The 16,802-nt window shown below is 56.7% G+C and carries 14 protein-coding genes and 3 pseudogenes; 5 read left to right on the top strand and 12 right to left on the bottom strand.

Features of this window, described 5'->3' with window-relative positions:
- Positions 1-250: 250 nt before the first annotated feature.
- From ACSYSS_RS02215 to ACSYSS_RS02170, 10 genes and pseudogenes are all read right to left on the bottom strand, one after another.
- Positions 251-1,093: pseudogene (locus tag ACSYSS_RS02215) on the bottom strand (segregation and condensation protein A); the annotation flags it as partial.
- A 7-nt stretch (positions 1,094-1,100) separates the two neighbouring features.
- Positions 1,101-1,940, bottom strand: coding sequence for a ParA family protein (locus tag ACSYSS_RS02210; protein ID WP_491703871.1), 840 nt, complete (start codon positions 1,938-1,940; stop codon positions 1,101-1,103).
- Between the two features lie 33 nt (positions 1,941-1,973).
- Positions 1,974-2,897 (bottom strand): site-specific tyrosine recombinase XerD, encoded by a 924-nt coding sequence (xerD, locus tag ACSYSS_RS02205; RefSeq protein WP_491704179.1) that lies wholly within the window; start codon positions 2,895-2,897, stop codon positions 1,974-1,976.
- Between the two features lie 181 nt (positions 2,898-3,078).
- A complete protein-coding gene (locus tag ACSYSS_RS02200) occupies positions 3,079-4,971 on the bottom strand; it encodes an isopeptide-forming domain-containing fimbrial protein (protein ID WP_491703870.1) in 1,893 nt (630 codons plus the stop codon).
- Between the two features lie 146 nt (positions 4,972-5,117).
- The gene (locus tag ACSYSS_RS02195) at positions 5,118-7,751 is read right to left on the bottom strand and encodes a hypothetical protein (protein WP_491703869.1); all 2,634 of its coding nucleotides are present in this window, start codon (positions 7,749-7,751) and stop codon (positions 5,118-5,120) included.
- Between the two features lie 407 nt (positions 7,752-8,158).
- Positions 8,159-9,202 (bottom strand): class C sortase, encoded by a 1,044-nt coding sequence (locus tag ACSYSS_RS02190; RefSeq protein ID WP_491703868.1) that lies wholly within the window; start codon positions 9,200-9,202, stop codon positions 8,159-8,161.
- A 167-nt stretch (positions 9,203-9,369) separates the two neighbouring features.
- The gene (gene rplT / locus ACSYSS_RS02185; RefSeq protein WP_491703867.1) at positions 9,370-9,753 is read right to left on the bottom strand and encodes a 50S ribosomal protein L20; all 384 of its coding nucleotides are present in this window, start codon (positions 9,751-9,753) and stop codon (positions 9,370-9,372) included.
- A 53-nt stretch (positions 9,754-9,806) separates the two neighbouring features.
- Positions 9,807-10,001 carry a 50S ribosomal protein L35 gene (gene rpmI / locus ACSYSS_RS02180; RefSeq protein ID WP_491703866.1) on the bottom strand — a complete coding sequence of 65 codons (195 nt, stop codon included), beginning with the start codon at positions 9,999-10,001 and terminating at the stop codon, positions 9,807-9,809.
- A gap of 360 nt (positions 10,002-10,361) precedes the next feature.
- Positions 10,362-10,994 (bottom strand): annotated as a pseudogene (gene infC, locus ACSYSS_RS02175) (translation initiation factor IF-3); the annotation flags it as partial.
- Positions 10,995-11,284: 290 nt separating this feature from the next.
- Positions 11,285-11,776 (bottom strand): GNAT family N-acetyltransferase, encoded by a 492-nt coding sequence (locus ACSYSS_RS02170; RefSeq protein ID WP_491703865.1) that lies wholly within the window; start codon positions 11,774-11,776, stop codon positions 11,285-11,287.
- Between the two features lie 457 nt (positions 11,777-12,233).
- Between ACSYSS_RS02170 and ACSYSS_RS02165 the strand changes: the two are divergent.
- The 5 genes and pseudogenes from ACSYSS_RS02165 to ybaK form a co-directional block, all read left to right on the top strand.
- A pseudogene (locus tag ACSYSS_RS02165) lies at positions 12,234-12,608 on the top strand (thiamine diphosphokinase); the annotation flags it as partial.
- A 225-nt stretch (positions 12,609-12,833) separates the two neighbouring features.
- Entirely contained in the window at positions 12,834-13,109 is a 276-nt protein-coding gene (locus tag ACSYSS_RS02160; protein WP_491704178.1) for a hypothetical protein, read from the top strand.
- 345 nt (positions 13,110-13,454) lie between these two features.
- Positions 13,455-13,952: an arsenate reductase family protein gene (locus ACSYSS_RS02155; protein ID WP_491703864.1), complete on the top strand. Its 498-nt coding sequence runs from the start codon at positions 13,455-13,457 to the stop codon at positions 13,950-13,952.
- A gap of 76 nt (positions 13,953-14,028) precedes the next feature.
- Positions 14,029-15,084 carry a type I glyceraldehyde-3-phosphate dehydrogenase gene (gene gap / locus ACSYSS_RS02150; RefSeq protein WP_491703863.1) on the top strand — a complete coding sequence of 352 codons (1,056 nt, stop codon included), beginning with the start codon at positions 14,029-14,031 and terminating at the stop codon, positions 15,082-15,084.
- Between the two features lie 260 nt (positions 15,085-15,344).
- Positions 15,345-15,851 carry a Cys-tRNA(Pro) deacylase gene (gene ybaK, locus ACSYSS_RS02145; RefSeq protein WP_491703862.1) on the top strand — a complete coding sequence of 169 codons (507 nt, stop codon included), beginning with the start codon at positions 15,345-15,347 and terminating at the stop codon, positions 15,849-15,851.
- Positions 15,852-16,006: 155 nt separating this feature from the next.
- Here the strand turns inward: ybaK and ACSYSS_RS02140 are convergent, their stop codons facing one another.
- Positions 16,007-16,441 (bottom strand): hypothetical protein, encoded by a 435-nt coding sequence (locus tag ACSYSS_RS02140; protein ID WP_491703861.1) that lies wholly within the window; start codon positions 16,439-16,441, stop codon positions 16,007-16,009.
- A 6-nt stretch (positions 16,442-16,447) separates the two neighbouring features.
- Positions 16,448-16,696, bottom strand: coding sequence for a hypothetical protein (locus ACSYSS_RS02135; protein WP_491703860.1), 249 nt, complete (start codon positions 16,694-16,696; stop codon positions 16,448-16,450).
- Between the last annotated feature and the right edge of the window lie 106 nt (positions 16,697-16,802).

Here is a 16,802-nt window from a genome sequence, read left to right as displayed (position 1 = left end):
GCCACAGAGCCCTGGGTCTGCTCAACCAAGCTGGGATCAGCCGCTTCGTCTGAGTTCATGTTCAATCCGTCTTCCGTCATGCGAAATCGCTTTCATCAATCGCCACAGCTACATCCGTACCGCTGCCATCGCGCGCACCGACAGCCCTGCGCTGACCGTCGTCACCGTTCGCAGTGCGCCCACCAACATCGCTCTCACCTTCGCCATGCTGCCGAGTGCCCCGCCCTGCAGCCTTATCTGCGTCGACTTTGCCGGGCACCCAACGAAGGCTGAGCTCAGCAAACGGTCCGGCCTGTTTGTATTGCAGCGAACCCTGCTTGAAGAACAGCAGAATGGCGAGGAAACGTGCCACCACTTCAAGACGTGACGCGGCATCGCGTGTCAGCTCGGCAAAGGTCATCGAGCCGCTCTCCTGCGAATCGTCCGCACCACCCCCACCAGTGGCAAGCGCGCTCAGACGGCTCCGCACAATGGCGGCCTGCTCCTGCAAATCCACCTGGGAGACGTGCAGCTGGCGCAACGAGACCTCACGTTCGGGCGCATTGGTGATGACCTGTGCAGCGATGCGAGCCAAATCATCCGGCGTCAGCGTCCAGACCAATTCGGGCAACAGCGCGGTCGTGAAACCATCCATTGACGCAGGATGCGGGAATCTGCCGGCATTGGCCTCAAGACTGGAACGAAATTCACTGGCAGCACTCTTGAACGAGCGATATTGCACGAGGCGGGCAAACAACATGTCACGCTCACGAAGCGCCTCCATGCTCTGTTCGTCCTGCTCACCATCCACACCACCCGGCAGCAAAGCTACGCTTTTGGCCTCAACCAGAACGGAAGCCACATCAATGAATGCGCTGGCCTCGTCCATGTTTTCTTCCAGATCAAGACCGCGCACATAGTCCAGAAATTCCTCGGTGATGGAGAACAGCGATATTTCCGTGAGTTCAAGTTTCCTGTTTGCAATCATGGAGAGCAAGGCGTCGAACGGGCCGGAATAGGACGGCAGACTTACCAAGAAGCCGGAATTCGATGCGCCGCCCGCAACCGATGAATCATCCGTCGCACTGGTTTCGACGCTCTGCACCTTGTCCAAGGCTCGCCTAAGCCACAACGCCGCGATGAATCAGCTCACGAACAGCGGCGCGGTATTCCTTGGCCGTCTTGTGCCCAGGGGCATACATGGTGATGGGTTCGGCCGCCACCGTGGAATCCGGCAATTTGATGGAACGAGAGATGACCGTGTGAAGCACCTTGTCTCCAAAGGCCTCGTAAATGCGCTGCAGCACCTCTTCGCTGTGGAGCGTACGAGTGTACATCGTCACCAGCACGCCGTCGATGACGAGGCCAGGGTTGATACGATTCCTCACCTTCTCTATGGACTGCATGAGCAGTGCCACGCCACGCAGCGCAAAGAACTCGGCGGCAACGGGAATGACGACACCGTCCGCAGCGGCCAGCGCATTGACCGTCAACAAACCAAGAGAGGGCTGGCAGTCGATGATGATGGCATCGTATTCGTCCTTCACACCGCGTAGCACCCCAGCGAGAATCTGCTCACGACCCACCTCGGTGACCAGCTGAATCTCAGCCGCTGAAAGATCGATGTTGGCGGGAATGATGTCGAGGTTCTCAAAGTCGGTATGCTGGATGACACTATGAACGTCCACGGAATCGTCAAACAGGGCGGTGTATATGGTGTTGTCCACACTGTTCGCATTGATGCCAAGACCCACAGTGGCCGCACCCTGGGGATCGAAATCCACAATCAGCACACGACGGCCATACTCGCCCAAGGCACCTGCAAGATTAATGGAACTGGTGGTTTTGCCAACCCCGCCCTTCTGATTGCACATGGCGAGCACCCGCGCCGGGCCATGATGGGTCAACGGCTGCGGTGCTGGAAAAATCTCGAATTCGCGTCCAAGCAGATCTGTAGGCATGCTCTCAGCTTATCAAGAGGTCTACTCACCATATCACCGGGCTCGCGGATGGGCGGTGAGGTACACCTCGATAAGGTTCTCGGGGCTGACGTGCGTGTAAATCTGCGTAGTGGTCACCGAGGCGTGGCCAAGCAGCTCCTGAACCGTTCGCACATCGGCACCGCCTTGGATGAGATGCGTGGCGAACGAATGACGCAGCGTGTGGGGATGCAACGGCTTGGTGATGTGGGCACGCTCCCCCGCATCCTTTACCACCTCCCACACGCTCTGACGCGAGATGCGCCGACCACGCTTGTTGAGGAACGCTGCGTCACGTTCAATCCCGCCTTTTCCACGCCGCTCCAACAGCGGGCGGCCTTCACACAGATACCGTCGCAACGCCTTCACCGCCTCGCCTCCCATCGGCACCAGGCGCTGCTTGCTGCCCTTTCCAGTAAGACGCACCAGGCAGTCCTCAAAGTCAATATCCGCCAGGTTTGTGCCCACGGCCTCGGAGACACGGCAACCCGTGGCATACATGAACTCGAGCAACGCCTTGTCACGCAGCACCACCGGATTTGAGGAACCGCCCATGGCCGCAGCATCGAGCAACGCAGCCACCTCATCCACCGTGAGTACATCCGGCAGGCGCCCTGCGGCCTTCGGCGCTTTGACTTTTGCCGAAACATCGGTCTTAGCCCTGCCTTGCGCAACCGCAAACCTGTGAAACTCATGGATGCTGGCCAGGTGACGGGCGCGACTGGTGCCGCTTTGACTCTCTTCGGCAAGAACAGCCATGTAGTCCTCGATGTCATGGGCGGTGACGGAATCCACGCCTGCAATTCCTTGGCAACGCAGCCAATCGATATACCTCCTGAGATCGGAGGCATACGCCCGCACCGTGGCATCGGCGAGCCCACGCTCCACGCCGATGTGGGCCAGAAACTGCTCCAACAGTTCGTTATATTCGTCCCTCATCTGCTGCATACCTTTATTCTAAATCCCATATCACGGCATTACGGGCAGCAAAACGGCTTATCCGCGTGCACGAACATGCACGCGGATAAGCCGTCTATCAGCAATCGGACGCTATGCCGCCACATTATTCCCAGCCCAATCTGACACGGCAGGACAACATGCAGCAGTAACAGTCCGAAGGCTACGCCTCCTTGGCGAGCGCCTTCTCACCGCGCTTGGTGTAGATGAAGATGGCACCGGATGCCGCAAGCAGCACCACAACCACCATGCCTACCATGATGGCGCCGGCACCGCCGGTGAGCGGCAGTTGCGTGGCGGAAGTGACTTCCTGCACGTTAATCACATGGGTGTCCATATCAGCGCCGCGCCATGAACCAGGAGCGACCAGAGTCCAGGTGTCGGCATCATTGGTGAACGCCGGATCTTCGGCCGTAGCCGCAGGGGTCATCGTGTTGTCGTCGGTCTTGATGTGCACCTTGAAGGTTGAAGAGAATGCATCTGAGTACCCTGAAGGCACAGCGGTTTCAATGACGTTGTAGTCGCCGTCCGCAAGTCCTTCGACATGCAGCTCGCCCTTGGCGCGGTCGCCGGCGGCTCCGGTCGACACACTCAACGTGTCCGTTGCATTGGCATCATTCTGGTCGGCGGCCAGCTTGTAGTTGCCGGTCGTGCCGTCAGGCAGGAACTTCATGGTCTCGAAAGCCCGGCCAGGCTCGTTGTGCTGCACCTGGAACGTAGCTCCGTCGAGGGCGGTATTGTTGTCGGAACGGGCCACGGTCTTGAGCGTGAAGCCGTAGAGGTGGATCTGAATCGACTCGCCTTCACCGGTCTTGTCGATGGTGTTCAGCGTGCCGCCATTGCCATTGGCATCAGGCTGGTTGGCCGAATCGCTGGAGTACGCGAGCTTGATGCCGTTGCGCACATTGGTGCCATTGGCGGCATCGTTGACCTTCATGGTGTAGGTGACGTGGATGTACTGACCATAATGCTGTTGACCGATGCCGATGATGCTCGGGAAGAAATTGAACACCAGTGGGTCGCCGGCTGCCGCAGGCTGGGTCACCGTGTAGTCCGTGCCTTCAGTCAATGCCTGCACAGGGGTGCCTGTGTCGGCCGCATCGACGTTAGCGGCGTCATCGACACGTACGGAGTCGACACTGACGAATGAGAGGCCGGCGGACGGGTTGTCGGAGAGCTCGTAACGGAAGTGGTCGAATCCGGTGGTCAACGGCACGGAGCCGGTGATCTTGAACTGGACGTTGCTGCCCACATGAAGCTTGCCGTCTGCGACCCCGCCGATCATGTGCTTCTCAATGGTCGGAGTGTTGCTCTTGAGCGTGATCTGACCCAAGGTGTTGACATCGTTGGCGCTGAATTTGGTGTAGCTCGTGCCATCGCCCATCACCGGAGTGCCAACCAGCATCGGGATGGCCGCCGAGGCGTTGGCTTCGATGCCACTTTGCCCGGTCGTATCCACAATCATGTACAGCCCCTGAGGCAGACCAGTGATTGAGGTTGAAGTGGCTGTCGAATCGGTGGCGACGCTCGTTGTGTGCGTCGATCCGCTGAGCAGACCACTGTACCCCGTCTGCTTGGTCAATGCCGTGACAAAGTCGCGAAGCTTGCCGCTGTAGTTGCCGCTACTCGATGTCTCATCCGCATTGGTGCTCACTCCGGAGTTCGGGAAGCCGAGCCAGTGTTTGGTGACGTAGTTCATGGGATTGCCGCTTTGCCCCGTTGTCAGCGTCGCGTTCAGCACGCTGCTCAATGCGCCTTGCTCAACCGCCAGCGAACCGTTGTCGACACCGGTGCCGATTGTCTCCAAGGCGGTACCGTTGTGCGAAGCGCTGTCATAAGTCGCCAGACGCACCGCAGTGAACGTGTGGCCCTTGAGCGCCGCAGCCTTGGCCGCGTCGTCCGCCCCCTCGGCATTGATGGCGATCTGCGTGGTGGCGCTTTGATCGAGCGCCACGCTGTCGGCCGCCTGCGCGGTCGGCGCGAACGCCAACAGTGCAGCGGAGGCCGCCGCCAAGCCGACTGCTGTACGCAGTCCCTTGCTCAACGTTCCATTCATGATTCTTCCTCCAATTATTCTTACAATCATTCAATAATCATCATTTGATTTTTTGATTCGCCTGTTGTGGTGAATCCTTCAGGTTGCGGTTCGGCACCCACGGCGCATGCCGTGTTGCCGAACCGCAACCCGTGTTTCACACGCATTTACGTATCCACCACCTTTCGTGAGTTCCCATACTTCCTGACGATGCCATAGCCAACGGCGGCCACCGCCAAAGCAGCTCCGATCACAGCAGCGAGGAAACCAAGCCGATGGGTATCATCGCCAGTAAACGGCAGATTGCGGCTGGGTTCGACGAGGCTCAAGGTGTGCGTGACGGTGGCGGACTCATTACTCTGTGTGTCCACCGCTTGGAATTTCGCATCTCCGGTGTACACGCCTGTGGGCACGGTGAATGACCATGAGCCGCCCGAATCCGTCGTGGTCGAGGCGGTGGAGCCGTCGGGCCAGGTGACCTGCACCGTGGCGTCCGCATCGCTGTCCGACCCTGTCGGCAGACGATAGGCCTTGCCACCTATGGTATTGCCGGTCGACGTGGTCTGGACGACGATGTCGCCAAGACGCGGAGGTGTCATATCGACTGTGACCTGATTGGTGTTCGTCGACATCACGGTGCGCGAACCGTCCGCCTTCGTCAGCGCGGCCCGGAAGACGAACGTATCGCCGTCGGAGGCCTTGGTGAGGAACCAGGTCGGATTGATTGCGCAGGACCACGACTGCGAGCCTGCCACGTTCAAGGTCTGTGTGCAGTCGTCGATCAGACTTGCAGCGGGCGGTGTCGCATTGTTGATCTCACTTGGACGCAGGCCGTAGACCTTGAGCACATCACCGGCGTCAAGTGGAGCTGCTGTGCCGGAAAGATCGACCGTGGAGTTCGGCGGCAGCTCACCGTTGTGCGCGAACTGCGTATGCGGCACCACCGTAGAGACATTCACCACAGGAGGCGGGGTCTGACCGAACTGGACGGTCCGTATGTTCGAAAACTTCGAGGTCAGGTCGTAGCCAGTGGTCTGCTCGACCTGCCAGGCATGGTAGCGCAGCGAGCCGGAAGTGAGGGTGTTATCCGTGTCCTGCACTGACCACCTACCATCGGAGCCGACAGTGACCTCACCCACGAAACGGCCTCGTGTATCGGTGTTATCCACGTCACCTGCGGCAATCGGTTTTGCCGAATCCTCGGCGTACAGCGAGACCTTCGACCCAGGGATGCCAGTGCCGCTGATGGTCGGCTGATTCGGCTGGAAGGAGTTCTCGGCAGGCGTGTCGATGACCGGAGGGGCGACCTCGGGCAACGAGTACTTGTAGAACGCCGTGCCCACGGTCCAGCCCTTGTCGAGGACCGACCGGACCTGCGTCTGGTCGCTGTTGGCCATCTGCTCGGTCACGCCCTTGCTGTCATCACCTTGATCATAGAGCGGGTTGTACGCGTCCTTATACGGTTCCGTGGCACATTGGCCGATGGAGTCGTCGGCGTTCGTGGTGATGGGCCAGGTGACGAGCTTGAAATACCCGTCCAGACCGGGCTGGTCCTCCTTGGCCTTCTTGAAGTCGATGGTGCCGTCGCCGTTCTGGGCCGGACTCCAGCCGTTTCCATCCTTGGCCATGATGCTGTTGGGCGTGGGATGATAGCGCGGCGATGTGGAGGGCGCAGGGCTGTTGAACGCCGCGGTGTCGCCCATATCCGTACCGATTCGGGAGACGTTCTGACCGTCCACCCGTTGGGCCACGGGTGTGAGGTCCTTCACCGGCACCCATTGGATGCCGTTTTCAAGTCCTATCCATTGGAAGTAGAACGAGGTGTTCTTCTGGCACGGTGCGCTCCCCTGCGCAGTGTTGAACCAGCTTACGAAGAACGAGTTGGATGGCGCGGTGCCCTCGGGGGCGTTGGTTATGTTATGGCCTCCGACAAAGTCCCAGACATTGGACGTGCTGGAGTCGCCGGACACCTTGTTGAACCCGTAGTCGGTGACCAGCCCCCAGTTCGCCTGGTTGAGGCTCCACAGCTTCGGGTTGCTGTCATAGCCGATGAAAGCGCGAGGCCCACTGCAGTAGGCATTCGCAGCGTTGCAGGTATTCCCGGAATACACGTAGGCCGGATGTCCAGCGGCCAGATTGACCTTGGCGTTGTTGCTGGCGATGTCGAAATTGCCCGAGGTGGATGTGCTGGCACTGCCGACTGTGGCATAGACGTATTGCGGTGTCTCCACGCCGCCGAGCGTGGTGTTGCCGGCGTTGCTCTGGTCGATGTCCGCCTCGATGGAGATGGCCAGATAGTCATACATACCCGAGGAAATCTTCGAATGGATGGTGTAGTAGGCGCTGTTGTTCCTCGCCCAGTTCACCGCTCCGGCCTGACCCGAGGACGTGTTGAGATAGGTCAGGGTCGGAATCAACCCGTTGGGATCGGCCGACCACGCGTAGGAAAGACGCAGTCCGCAGCTGCGAGCCGAGGTCATCGTGGCCCCACTGCTGATCGAGACCGCCTGCGCATCGCAACGCTCGGGATTCGACACGTCGACCTGGCCATGCGCCAGCCGCAGCACGAAGTCCATGCGCAACTCGTCCTGATTGGTGTCCACCCGGTTGTTGTAGGCCATCATGTCAAACAACTTGGGCGTGTAATCCACGCTCTCATTAGCTTGCACGCCGATTTGCGGGGAAACCGCGGCGGCGGTACGTGTTGGAGGAGCAAAACCAAACAATGACACAGCAAGGAATCCAACCGTTGTGACCAATGCCGCCAGCAGATGACCCATTACACGCTGTTTGTTCAGCAAACCAATCACCTCCATGGTTCTCTTCGGTGCGGCAGCGATAAATCCATACTGCGATTCTCGATAACCGCACCGTCAACAGAGATTGCCAAACCCCGTTGCGCAACCATCACGACAACCGCTGCACTCTCGGTCACATCACTACATTCATTTCAACCCACCACGACCGCTGTGGCAAGCACTGCTCCAAGGATAGCCCTTTTTTATTGTAAAATGTTATAAACAAGGCGAGTCAGCTTTGTACATATCTCTAAAAATCACTGAATAAGCAAGCTTTCTTAAGTAAAATCAAAGGTTTAGGTTTTCTAAAAGTTCTTGTTTCCCCGGGCGTTTCTCAATCGATTTTTCAGGAATTCAGACATGAACATTCACATTGTCCATCTGAATATCAGCAAGACAACAGCCAGATTTCACTTCAGGCGAACAAAACCATCGGCATGACGCACCGGCCAATGAGACCGATGCCTCAAAGCCAAAACGCAGATCCCGACCAAGGCCACTGCAACGCCAGTCAACGTGCCCCAGAGCAGCCCGTCGCCGTACGCGTCGCTCGGGAATGGAATGTCCTGAGGGATGGGCCTACGCTCGGCGGTGAGCACAAGCCGGTGCGTGTTGACCCCATACGGCGTGCAGGTGACCAGTGTGACCCGGTCCCTGCCAGGCACCACGGTGTAAAGATAGGTGTCCTTGGGAAGAACCACATGAATGGCAACGATGCGATAGCCCATGGTACGGCCCAAAGTCTGAATATAAAACGCATCCCCCACCTTCAATTCATCCAGACGCGTGAACAACAGCTCGTTGGGGCGTCCCCGGTGACCGGTAAGCACACTGTTGGTGGACTTGCCGCCCACGGGAAGGCTGGTGCCGTACAGATGCCCCACACCCTTGTCGAGCACCTCATCGGAAGTGCCATGGTAGATTGGCAGCTTCAGGGAAATCTGAGGTATATCGATGACACCCATCACCCCATTGCCCTCATCAAGCAAGCCACGATACTCGGCATCCTTTTGCGAGTACGCATTGCCCCCATTGCCCTGCCCCACGTTCCTGGAACCACCGGAAGAAGATGCGCCAGCCCTGGAATTCATGAACGGATCGACGAACTCCCCCATCAGCTGTTGGCCGGACGTCGCTATCTTGGCATTATAACGTTCGGCATCCGCATACTCCTGGACAACACGTCCCTGCGGCCATTTCGCCACCTGACTCATTGCAGCCACCGCAGCCGCCTGCTGCCTGCGTGCGTTGACGTATTGATTGACAGGTAGCCACAGAGCCAGCCCCAATGCGGCGAGCAGAAGCACCACCATGACGCCCTTCATGACGCCGATGAAACGTCTACGCCGACGTACCAGAAGAAAATGGGCACTACCTTGCCCCATGGCATCGTTGAAGGAACACACATCGACCTGCATGCCATCCGCCGGCTTTAGCCTTGAATTGAGTGCCATACCACTAAACATAGCACGGCGACGCATCGTCGCGCAGCGTCACAATCTGAGCTCTTTATAATCAACCATGAGACAGCGAAATACGCCTTGACCGAACTCAATGGTTCAATCAAGGCGTACTCTGAACATGCCATTACGACAATCGTCGCAGCGGCCAATCCCGAAAATCAGGCAGCCACCGGAGCATTCACATCTGCGGGCAAAGCAGCTTTGGCCGTATCAACGATGGTCTTGAACGCGGCCTCGTCATTGACAGCGAGCTCGGCCAGAGCACGACGATCGAGCTCAATGCCAGCAAGATGCAGACCCTGAATGAAGCGGTTGTAGGTCATCCCCTGGGCACGGACGGCGGCGTTGATGCGCTGGATCCACAACTTACGGAAGTCTCCCTTGCGGGCCTTGCGGTCACGGAAGTTGTAGTTGAATGAGTGGAGCAGCTGCTCCTTGGCCCTACGATAGGAGCGAGAGCGCTGGCCACGGTAGCCCGAGGCCCTTTCGAGTACGACCCTGCGCTTCTTATGAGCGTTCACCGCGCGTTTCACACGTGCCATAATGTTTCCTCCAAATTCCTAAATTTTCCCAAAAAGCTCTAGAAGTCTGAACCTCAGCGGGCCAGCAGCTTCCTCATATTCTTGCTCTGAGCGGTGGCCAACACCGAATCACGAGAGAGATCGCGGCGCTTCTTGGCGGACTTGTGCTCAAGGTTGTGACGCATTCCGGCGCCATCATGCATAAGCTTGCCGGTACCAGTGACGCGGACGCGCTTCTTGGCTGCAGAATTTCTTTTCATCTTTGGCATTGCTGCCCTCCTTGTAATGGGGTATCACCCTTGGTTGACGCCCTGTGTCGGTCGGCCGTAGGCTCGGCCTGCACAAAGATTGTGTGTTTATTACTCTTTTGTGGAACGAGGTGACTTTCTTGGAACTGCTGGCCTGGCGGGTTTCGCCATGGGCACGGGCTTTGCCACCGATGGTTTCGTCGATTTCGGAGTCAAGGCCGACTTGGCTGTTGCAGCAGACTTGACCGATTTCGTAGCGGTATGCATGGCAGCTTGCTTTGCAACCGCAGATTGCCTGGCCGTAGTCTGCCTTGCAGAAGACCCTGCCCGAGCAGGAGCCTTCACAGCGGGCTGCGGTTCAGCAGTCTTCTGCACAACCGGCTGTTCGCCCTTCTCAGCCTGCTTGGCCTCAAGCCGAGCAGTCTGTCGAGCCTGCCGTTCAGCGCGAGACCGATCACCACGCCGCCGTTGCTCGGATTGAGTGTGCACCTTCTTGCCCTTGGGGGCGAGCGTCATCATGATGTTGCGCCCCTCCCTCTTAGGAGCCGACTCAACGGTGCCGTATTCCTCGACTTCCTGTGCAAGCCGCTGCAACAACTCCACACCACCGACAGGGCGTGATTGCTCACGGCCACGGAGCATGATGGTGACCTTTACTTTGTCACCGCCATGCAGAAATCGCACCACATGGCCCTTCTTCACTTCAAAGTCATGTTCGTCGATCTTCAGGCGGAAGCGAATCTCCTTGATTTCGGCAGAGCTTTGATTACGGCGAGCCTCACGAGCCTTGATCTTCTCGTTGTACTTGTACTTGCCGTAGTCGATGAGCTTGGCCACCGGAGGATTCGCATTCGGTGCCACCTCGACCAAGTCCAAGTTTGCTTCCTTAGCCAGATTGAGCGCCACAGAGGTTGCGATGACACCCACCTGCTCGCTGTTCGGACCGATGAGACGCACCTGAGAGACTCGTATCTGGTCGTTAATTCGTGGCTCGTTGCTGATAATAAACTCCAATCCTAGCTGTTCTTGGACGCATCCTCTTGCAGCCCACGCAGCGTTGAAATTCAAAACATCATGAACATTTCAATTCATTCAAGCACAAGACAATCGCCTTGCCAAGACCCGCTACATGCTTCACCGCTGCAATTCATTACAACAGTTACCGTTACACAACTTCACGAGACCATATTATGTTTTGAACCCGAAACTACGAAAAGTCTCCAGGTGAGGACAAGCCCACTTTCTTGATTACTCAAGCCAAATAATAGTATAGCACAAGTACGGACGAAGCAAACCCAAGACTCCTACGAAATCGCAAAGTTCGCGAACTCAATCTCGTGACTGGCTCCATCGTCCTCATCCTGGGTGCGGCCTGTGGCATGGAACCCCATATGTCCGTAGAAGCCGCGAACGTTGATATTGCCTTGGAATGCCCAAATCACCATTTTGGGCGTACTCACGGCATGCTGCACCGCTTCAAACAACAGTCGCCCGGCACCACTGCCCTGCCGACTTTTGAGTACATAGATGGAATCAAGTTCCGCGGCACCCAACCCGTCGCTCGGCGGACGGGCCGGATCGCTGTATTCGGCGAATCCAATGACCTCTCCACCATCCAAGGCAATGAACGTGTCGGCACCTTTACGAGCCGAGGTGACCTTCAAAGCGAATTGCGGCGTGATCTTATCGACGAGCCATTGCGGCAGCAACCCCTGATAGGTCTCTCGCCACGTCTGAGAATGGACTCGCGCCTTGGCCTCGAAATATTCCGGCGTCAGCCGTTGAACAGTTATCATGAAGCAACATCATAATTCCGTGCTGTTACAGCAATTCAAAGTTGAATTTACACGATGTGGGCAGACCACACAAGCCGAGGCTAACGGCAACCTCTCCCCGGCGCAAACCAGGGAGAGGCCCTACTCTGCCCTCAGAATGGCTTGTCGGCCTGCTTATTCTTACTTCTTCTACTTATTTCCGCTTATTTCTACTTATTGCAGACAGCCTCGATGTTGTTGCCGTCGGAATCGTGCACGGACGCGGCGCAATAATTCGTACTGCAGTTCGGGCGCGGTCCGGGCCGGCCGTTGTCCCGCACCGCCCTCAGCCATCCTAACCTTGTAGAAGCCCGACCGAACCGCTACAGTTGGCTTTATGAATGGGGACATGAAGATGCGTGATTGCATAGTCTACGCGGCCGGGGAATACTATGGCAACGAGCCAGGCGCAGACACCTTGCCGACAGACTGTTTGGTGGTGGCGGCTGACGGCGGCTACGACCACGCCATAAGCCTCGCGGCCATCCCCAACATCTTCGTCGGAGACTGCGACTCGGTAACAAGCAGGATGCAAACGACTGCATCCCATACCACTGTCATCACGCTACCGCCCGAGCACGACGACCCTGACATGCTTTCCGCACTCAAAGTGGGCTGGAACCGCGGGGCACGGGTGTTCCATATATATGGTGGGCTCGGCGGACGCACCGACCACACCATCGCCAACATCCAACTTTTAGGCTTGCTCGCACAGGCCGGTGGCATAGGATTTCTTTATGGCAAGCACGACGTGGTGACCGCAATTGCAGGAATACCGAATGACTTATCACTTGCCCATCCGGCCAGCGAAGGCAGCACCGAAACCAGCAGAGGAAGCGAAAACACCGACGAAGAATGCGGGAGAACGGACGGTAGCAGCAACAGTACAGGCAAAGACACCAACCACGATGGGAAAAACTGCAGCAATGGTCCCAATAAGGCTACTGGAAAGGACTGCAATTACAATGCCGGAGACTGCCGCAATGGACATGTAGATGGTGCGCTCAGCTGGCTGGCGGCGCCACACCGCACAGGAGAGATGGTGTCTGTGTTCGCACTGAGCGACAAGGCCAAGGGGGTCTGCGAGACCGGCCTCAAATACGAATTACACGGAACCACGATGACCAACACCTCGGTGCAAGGGGTCAGCAACGAATTCCTCGACGGACGCGCGGCGCGCATCAGCGTGGAGCGCGGCACGCTCTGGGTCACCTTCCCCGCCGGTGTTCCGACACCCACATTCACCACTGCTCGCACGCCGACCGAAAGCCTCGGTCCGTTGGCCTCCAGCATCTCCGCCGCCTTAGCACAGTAACACCAACATGTCAATCATGCTGCGGCTGACACAATCTATAGGCAATGACTTCAGCTGCGGTAAATAATGCCAAATAACGTCACTATTTACCGCACCAAGCTGATACGCCGGCTGGTAGTGACGTTTAACGGCATTATTTACCGTACTTCGACCAAATCACAGTAAATAATGACATATTCCGGCACTATTTACCGCATCGAAACAGCACAACGACAGATAATGACATTTAACGGCACCATCGGCCGCGGAACTTAATTTGTACGACAAATAGTGACATTTGCGTAGGCGCATGGCATATTAGGTAATGTGAAAGCAACGAAAAATTCAATGACAACGAAGGACATCATGACCACAACAACAAATGCAACCGCAGCCAGCCCAGCAAACGGGCACACAACCAACGCCGCCAACGCAGGAACGATACACACAACCGACTCGGCCACCGGCACCTCGAAACCGAACGCCGACGAGGTGCTGTTCGTGTGCTACAACCACTGCACCACCTGTGCCAAGGCACGCAAATGGCTGAACGAGCACAACATCTCGTTTACCGAACGCAACATCAAGACCGACAACCCAAGCATGGACGAACTCACGCAATGGTACAAGCGCAGCGGACTGCCGCTCAAACGCTTCATCAACACCTCGGGTCAGCCGTACCGCGAACTGAATCTCAAATACAAGCTGCCTCAGATGAACGAGCAGGAAACGCTGGAATTGCTGGCCACCAATGGCATGTTGGTGAAACGCCCCATAATTGTGAGCGCTAACAAAATTTTGGTGGGTTTTGAGCCAAAAGCGTGGGAAACGGCACTTTCCGGTAGAGCGCGCACAGTAAAATAAGAACCGTTGGTAAAAATAGCCGTCCGCACTTGCCCAATTGCGGGCAGAAAGACGGCTGAACCCAAGGGAGAATTACATGACAGTAAAGATTGGTATCAACGGCTTCGGTCGCATCGGTCGTCTCGCGTTCCGTCGCATCTTCGAGCTGCAGGCTCGTGGCGGCGAGGCAAGCAACATCGAAGTCGCGGCAATCAACGATCTGACCACCCCATCGATGCTGGCCTACCTGCTCAAGTACGACAGCACTCACGGCACCTTCCGTCATGACGACGGCTCACTGGTCGACGTGCAGTCCACCGATGACTCCATCATCGTGGACGGCAAGGAATACAAGGTCTACGCCGAGAAGGATGCCCGCAACATCCCATGGGTGAAGAACGATGGCGTGGAGTACGTGCTCGAGTGCACCGGCTTCTACACCTCCGCCGAGAAGAGCCAGGCCCACCTGGACGCCGGCGCCAAGAAGGTGCTGATCTCCGCTCCTGCCAAGGACGAGACCACCAAGACCGTCGTCTTCGGCGTGAACCAAGACATCATCAAGCCCGAGGACGCCATCATCTCCGCTGGAAGCTGCACGACGAACTCCTTCGCCGCTTCCGTGAAGCTGCTTGACGACGAGTTCGGCATCAAGGTGGGCTTCATGACCACCATCCACGCCTACACCGGCACCCAGATGATCCTCGACGGACCTCGCTTCCCCAAGGCACGCAACAACCGCGCTGCCGCTGTGAACACGATTCCGCATTCCACCGGTGCCGCCAAGGCCATCGGTAAGGTCGTCCCCTCCGTAAACGGCAAGCTGCAGGGCCACGCACAGCGCGTCGGCATTCCTGACGGCTCCATCACCGAGCTCTTCACCGTGCTGGACAAGGATGTGACCGTTGACGACATCAACAACGCCGCCAAGAAGGCCTTCGAGGGCAATGAGACCTTCGGCTACAACGCCGACGGCATCGTCTCCGGCGACATCATCGACGACACCCACGGCGGTGTCTTCGACCCGACGCAGACCGACGTGAACACCGTTGACGGTGTGACGCTGGCTCGTACCGTCACCTTCTATGACAACGAATACGGCTTCACCTGCAACATGATCCGCACTCTGCTCTACTTCGCCAAGCTTGACAAGTAGTCAGTCTGTAAATCAGTAAACATGGAGGGCATCTCGCTTGGGATGCCCTCCATGTTTATCTGTAATCCGTTTTCCTCATTCATCACAGCTGCATTTTCATTCAAAGTGTACTTTCCCGTTCTTGCCATCGGAGACAAATTCAGAAATCGTTGGAAATGCGCCATTCTCATTGTGTTTTGCTCTGAATTGTCAAGAAAAAGCATCCATTGAACGCAACCTACTCATTTTATGGGGCTATTGACTGCGGTATAACTGGAACCATGAGCAAAAAGCACAAGAAAACCGAAACCGCGTCCACGCCGGCCACCGAACAGTTGATTGAGGCGGGTGTAGCGTTCACGCCTTATGAATATGAACATTCCTCTGACCATATGGACGAAGGCTACGGGCTGGAAGGCGCGGAAAAGCTGGGCGTCAACCCGCACCGAGCCTTCAAGACGCTGATGGCCGACACTGGCAACGAGCGCGTGATCGGCGTGGTACCGGTCAGCGGGCACATGGATATGAAGAAGCTCGCCGCTGCGGTGGGAGCGAAGAAGGCCGAAATGGCCAGCCCCAAGGTGGCCCAGCGCGAGTCCGGGTACGTGGTGGGCGGCATCTCCCCGCTTGGACAGCGCACGAAACACGTCACCGTGATAGACGAAAGCGCCATGGACTTCGACGAGATCCTGGTCTCCGGCGGCAAACGTGGTTTCAGCGTGGGTGTGAACCCAAATGATCTGATACGCACCCTCAATGCCACCGTGGCCGACATCAAGACCTGGTAATCCCCCACCGTGCGATCAGAACGCATCGATGACGAAAGAAGCACCAAGCGTCTCCATTGAGAATCACACCACTGAATGCTCTTGGATTGCCAAAGCAACAAATGGTAGCTCAGTCTTTCTGGTTGAGGCGGTTTTAAATCAAGGCAATTGGACGTTCATCCAACATACCGCACGGCAGACAGCTTCAGCACCACGGGTTGACTTCCTTCAGGAAGATAGAGCTTGTGAACCTCATTGATCTCGGCATAGCTCGGAATGGCTTTACAACCGACGTTGAATTGATAATCACCCGGCCGTGTGTCAATGATAATCTCACCTTGATAGTTGGTGTAGGGAAGCATCAGGGTATCAAGTTCGGAATCGGTCTTGGGGGAATCCACTAAAACCGTGCATCCAGCAACAGGTTTACCCTTGGCGTCCACGACTTTGAGCCGCCTAGAAGGCGACGGTGACACCTCCGATGCCTGTTCGCGACCCCTTATAGCCGAATCCACCCCTACACCAAGTAGCACTCCAACAAGCAGCGCCGCTAAGATTATCAATCCGGTCATCTTCCACGAGCGCTTCATGCCCATACGTTTTTCTGACATGAAAAATCACTTTCCAAGCTTATTGGCATCATCAAAAACCGCTTTTACATCATTATGAAAATGAGGACCCGATAAACTCCCATCATCAATGGAAACCGAAGTCACGCTATCCACCCATCCTTGATTGACGGAATTCATCTCTTTGAGCCATGGCCCACCGGAAGCGCCTCCTGAATTTTTCACCTGGCAATTAGGGACGGGCATTACATCAGTGATTAGCCCAATGAACAACTGTTTTGACGTCGTCTTGCACATATACAGATTTTCATTATTCCTCGAATCACTGGGATAACCTAAAAATAGTTTGTTGCAGCAACTATGATTCGTTATACGACAAAGCACTCTCGCCCAATTATTCATC

The organism is Bifidobacterium sp. ESL1118, from assembly GCF_058505595.1.
The sequence above is the reverse complement of the archived record's forward strand: the minus strand, read 5'-3'. Positions and strand labels throughout refer to the sequence as shown.